The organism is Pontiella sp. (genome assembly GCF_041622395.1).
Classification (GTDB): domain Bacteria; phylum Verrucomicrobiota; class Kiritimatiellia; order Kiritimatiellales; family Pontiellaceae; genus Pontiella.
Genome location: NZ_JBFJYW010000313.1, coordinates 1 through 4,319, shown reverse-complemented (window position 1 = coordinate 4,319; position 4,319 = coordinate 1). Strand labels below are relative to the sequence as shown.

The window sequence follows — 4,319 nt, the reverse complement described above, 5'->3', positions numbered from 1 at the left end:
GTCCAAAATAGAATTAAAATGAAGGGGGTCTCAGGTTAGAATTTAGTGACCAAACATAATTCAACCCTTAAGGAGACCCCATGAAAAATGTACAGTACGGCAGTCTGTTCAGCCAACTTTTATCCCTGTTCAACCGGAATGATTTTTCGCGACATGTGCGGGATCTTGACGCCGAATACAGATCCAAAGGGTTTTCATGCTGGGATCAGTTTGTCTCCATGTTGTTTTGTCATTTGGCTCAGGCAAAATCCCTCCGGGAGATCACGATGGGCCTGAAAAGCTCTGCCGGTAGGCTTTCCCATCTGGGAATGAGTGCATCTCCCAAACGCTCCACGCTTTCATACGCCAATGCGCATCGGACCTGGGAGCTGTATGAGCGCCTCTTCTACGACCTTCTGCAAACCTGCAAAGCGGTGGCTCCCAAGCATAAGTTCCGGTTTAAAAACAAACTGATGAGCATTGATTCCTCCGTCATTGAACTGTGCATTGAGATGTTCGATTGGGCGAAATATCGAAAGGCCAAGGGCGCGGCCAAGCTTCATCTGGTTCTGGATCATGACGGGTATCTGCCCGTGTTTGCCGATCTTACCGAAGGGAAGCAGGCCGATGTCAATATCGCGAACAAGCTGCAGTTTGCGCCCGGAACGATTGTGGTGATGGATCGCGGCTACATTGATTACTCGTTGTTTGAGCGTTGGACCGAGCAGGGCGTTTTCTTCGTGACACGTACAAAGAAGAACACCGACTACTATTGGCTTCCCCGCCAAAAAAAGCGTCCGCCCAAGGGCCTTGTCCGGTTCGACAAACTCGTTACGCTCAATGCCTTCAACTGTGCCTGCGACCGGAAGTGCAAGAGCGTACTGCGGGTTGTTCGAGTATGGGTCGAAGAAAAGCAGGAAGAGATGGAGTTCATTACCAACAACCTGACGCTGGCCGCATCCACCATTGCGGCCATATACAAAGAACGCTGGCAGATCGAACTGTTTTTCAAGGCGCTCAAGCAAAACCTGAAAATCAAGACCTTCGTAGGAACGAGCTATAACGCGGTGCAGATTCAACTTTGGACAGCACTGATCTGCATCCTGCTGCTCAAATATCTCCAGTTTCGCTCCACGTGCAGCTGGCATCTCTCCAATCTCGTAGCCCTGCTGCGTTTGAATCTGTTTACCTACCGGGATTTGTGGAGATGGATAAGCGATCCGTATGAAACGCCGCCATTACGCCCGCCAAACGAGCAACCGATGCTGCCTGGCTTCGACCTTGGACAGCATCACATGGAAACAAGCGGGTAAGAGGGGGATGGAATTTGAAAATCTGGATTCAAAGGGTGTTTCTAAAGAGAAATTAGAGTGTTAAACCGCATTTAATTCCTGTTTTGGACAGCAGTGATTCCCGGTTTTCGTTTCCTGGGGCCCTGCCCCGAAGGGCCTAAACCATCGTCAACGTCTTGTCGGCCACCTTTTCGCCGTCGAGCCAGGTGATCAACCGCCACGCGCCGCGCTTGTCCTCCACCGGAGCCCAGATGGTGTCGCCCAGAAAAAACCGGAAATCGTTGGTCTTCACGTACAACTCGCCCTCAAACGGCGCCGCAGGGTTGCCCGCGGAATCCTTGAACGGCGGATGTTCGATGCGGAAGGTGATTTTGCCGTTGCGCGCATTGCGGATGCGCAGGATGTAGCCGAATTCGACCTCCAGCGCGGTCTCGATCTCCGTGGTGATCTTCACCAGGTTCGGCAGGGCCTTGCTGTTGCGGTCCCACCCGTCGTACAGCCCGTGGCTGTGCATCGTCACGTCTGGTTTTTTCTTAGCCATTCCGGGGGCCACATAGCAGCACAAGGCGCCGCAGCTGCGGCTTCACGAAGAATAAGCTCTTCGAGCCCGTTGCGCCTTATGTGGCTAACTCCTTTTTCTGAACGAGCAGCGCCCGATCTGCTTGTGCGCAAAAATCAGCTCGAAGTCGGTGGTCTCCGCTTCGTCGGGCACGAACGCCTCGATCTCCTCGAAGCGCTCATCCTTTTGAAGCATCGCGTGGATTTCCTCGAAGTAGGGCAAATGATCGGTGGCCACATGCAGGCAGCCCTTTTGCTCGAGCGTCTTGAACAAGGCGTCCATGAATGCCGGGTTAAACAGCCGCTGGTCATGGTGGCGGGCCTTGGGCCACGGATCCGGGAAGAAAAAATAGTAATTGGCCACATAGCACGCCGGCATCATTTTGCTGATGGCATAGTAGCCTTCCATGCGGAAAACGCGGACATTCTCGCGCCCGGCCCGTTCGCATCGGCGGCCGCTGCTGTGGATCCGGATCTTCTGCCGCTCGATCCCCAGAAAATTGGTCTCCGGAAACTTGCCCGAACGCGCCACCAGAAAACGGCCCTTGCCCGAACCGATATCCACCTCCAGCGGACGATCCGGATGCGGGAACGCCGCTTTGAAGTCGTAGGGATCCAGCCAGTTCTCCGGCATCACTCGTAAAGTTGTCGTCTTTTTCTTGCTCATGGGGCGCGTACTGTTTACGAATTGCTCAACGAAGGGCAAGTAAAACCAAATGGGAATCTCCGACAGAGACTATATGCGCAACCCCGCACCGGACCCACAACCCGGCAAGCCGCGCGCGCGAATCAAGAAAGCCGGCAACAAACCCTCCTGGTTCAGCCGCATCCGCTTCTGGCTCTGGAGCCTCAAAAACCGCCGATAACCCGCTTTTGCGCCCGATTTCGCCCCCTGCGGAAAAAGTTGATCAACAAGCCTTGACGGCACCCGCACTCCCCGCTAGGTTATGCGCTCGTTTCTACGAAAACTGCGGGCGTAGTTCAATGGTAGAACCCCAGCCTTCCAAGCTGGTTACGACAGTTCGAATCTGTTCGCCCGCTCCACTTTTAAGGGCCTTTCTTAACCGAAAGGCCCTTTTTTTGGTTCTTCGCCCCCGCAGTTGATGGAGTGCCATGAATCCGGCGGGAAGGGAGGAGCACATTTCCGATTGCCGATTGAATTGCATGGGGAACGGAAAGAAGACGGCGAGGACGGATCGCGGCGTGCCGGGGGTAGCATGCCCGACCTTTGGTCGCGACGGAGCACGACCCTCCAGCCGGTGCGGACGGACATGGCAGGCGTACCGCAGGCCGCTGGCCTGCTACACGAAGGGCTACATGGTTAAGGCTGTATTCAAACGACCTTACCGAAGTGCCATTCGGGACCGGAGCCTCCACGCAGGGAATTCCTTAATCGGTTACCGGGTCGATGGGACTCGCCGAGACTTTGAAGAACGCATTGGTTGCGCCGTCATCCATTGCATAGGAGCGGCCAACCGTCCCCGCCTGCGTCAACTCCACGCTTTCGATGTATTGCCATGCACCGGCCAACGCTTCCGCTTTATAGACATCGTAGCGCGTATTGGCGAGAGCCTGCCAGCGGAGCGTTGCGGAGCTGGCCGCTCCAACATCAAACTCGATGGAAAACGCCAGTTTATCGGATGCGTTGTTGTAGGCCGTACCCAACAGGTATTCCTGGTAGTCATCGAACCCATCCCGATCCGTATCGTAGTCTTCAAGAACCGCGCGCATGAACCACCGTTTATTGCGGGCGTTGATTTCGATGTGCTCTTCGTTGTCGATGGCATAATGGATTTCATCGAACGGGCTCAACGACGAAACGCTCCCGTTATTATGGATGGTTTGTTCAATCTGGCTTAAGGGGATGCCCAACGAGCTGCACGTCGGGATAAAGCAATGGTCGGAATAGTTGCACCAATCATCCGAGTTTTTGTAGGGCAGTTGGTCGAACAACTCCTGGAACGTATCCCGAGTGCCGCCCGACGCATTATCCAGCCCATAAGGGGAATAGCTGCGCTCGTAGACCGATTCATCGATCAAATCGAACCAATCCCACGGATCGAAACGACCGTAAAAGACCGTCTTCGCGGTAGCGGCGGATTTGTATAACGCATAAATCCTGCTTCCGATTTCCAAGGTGATCCCATCATCGGAATGCCACTGGATGATTTGTTCGCCGGGATCGAACGGTTGCTTGTAGCCATATCCCGACCCATTGCTGATCGCCACGGTCTTGCAGCTTGTCGGCCAACCATATGAATTCATCGAATCCCAAAACCAAGCGTACGACGGATTTGCACCCGCCAGCTGATCCGTGCATGTATAATGGCTAATCAGCATTTGCGAGGCGGCGGGCGTATTCAGCTTGTCCCGATACTCCCGAGCAACGGCGAGATCGGAGTATTTCCCGGCAAAACCGCCGAAGAAGTTGAAATACTCCTGCACGCCCAGCGGGAAATTGGCCCCTGTATGCGGGGAATCGAAACTGAT

General features: G+C 54.4%; 4 protein-coding genes and 1 tRNA gene. 2 read left to right on the top strand and 3 right to left on the bottom strand.

The window, feature by feature from the left end; all coding sequences use genetic code 11:
* Positions 1-80 precede the first annotated feature (80 nt).
* On the top strand, positions 81-1,292 hold the full coding sequence (locus tag ABYO54_RS14585) for an IS4 family transposase (RefSeq protein WP_372808974.1): 1,212 nt from the start codon (positions 81-83) through the stop codon (positions 1,290-1,292).
* A gap of 136 nt (positions 1,293-1,428) precedes the next feature.
* On the opposite strand, the gene ABYO54_RS14580 is transcribed toward ABYO54_RS14585, so the two are convergent.
* Both ABYO54_RS14580 and trmB read right to left on the bottom strand, forming a co-directional pair.
* Positions 1,429-1,812 (bottom strand): DUF3859 domain-containing protein, encoded by a 384-nt coding sequence (locus tag ABYO54_RS14580; RefSeq protein WP_372808973.1) that lies wholly within the window; start codon positions 1,810-1,812, stop codon positions 1,429-1,431.
* Between the two features lie 84 nt (positions 1,813-1,896).
* Complete coding sequence (gene trmB, locus ABYO54_RS14575; protein WP_372808972.1) at positions 1,897-2,496, bottom strand: tRNA (guanosine(46)-N7)-methyltransferase TrmB; 600 nt, start codon at positions 2,494-2,496, stop codon at positions 1,897-1,899.
* Between the two features lie 303 nt (positions 2,497-2,799).
* Here trmB and ABYO54_RS14570 point away from each other — a divergent pair.
* Positions 2,800-2,873: transfer RNA gene (locus ABYO54_RS14570), tRNA-Gly, on the top strand.
* 345 nt (positions 2,874-3,218) lie between these two features.
* Here the strand turns inward: ABYO54_RS14570 and ABYO54_RS14565 are convergent.
* Positions 3,219-4,319 (bottom strand): hypothetical protein (locus ABYO54_RS14565; RefSeq protein WP_372808971.1); only part of this gene is annotated, 1,101 nt, incomplete at its 5' end.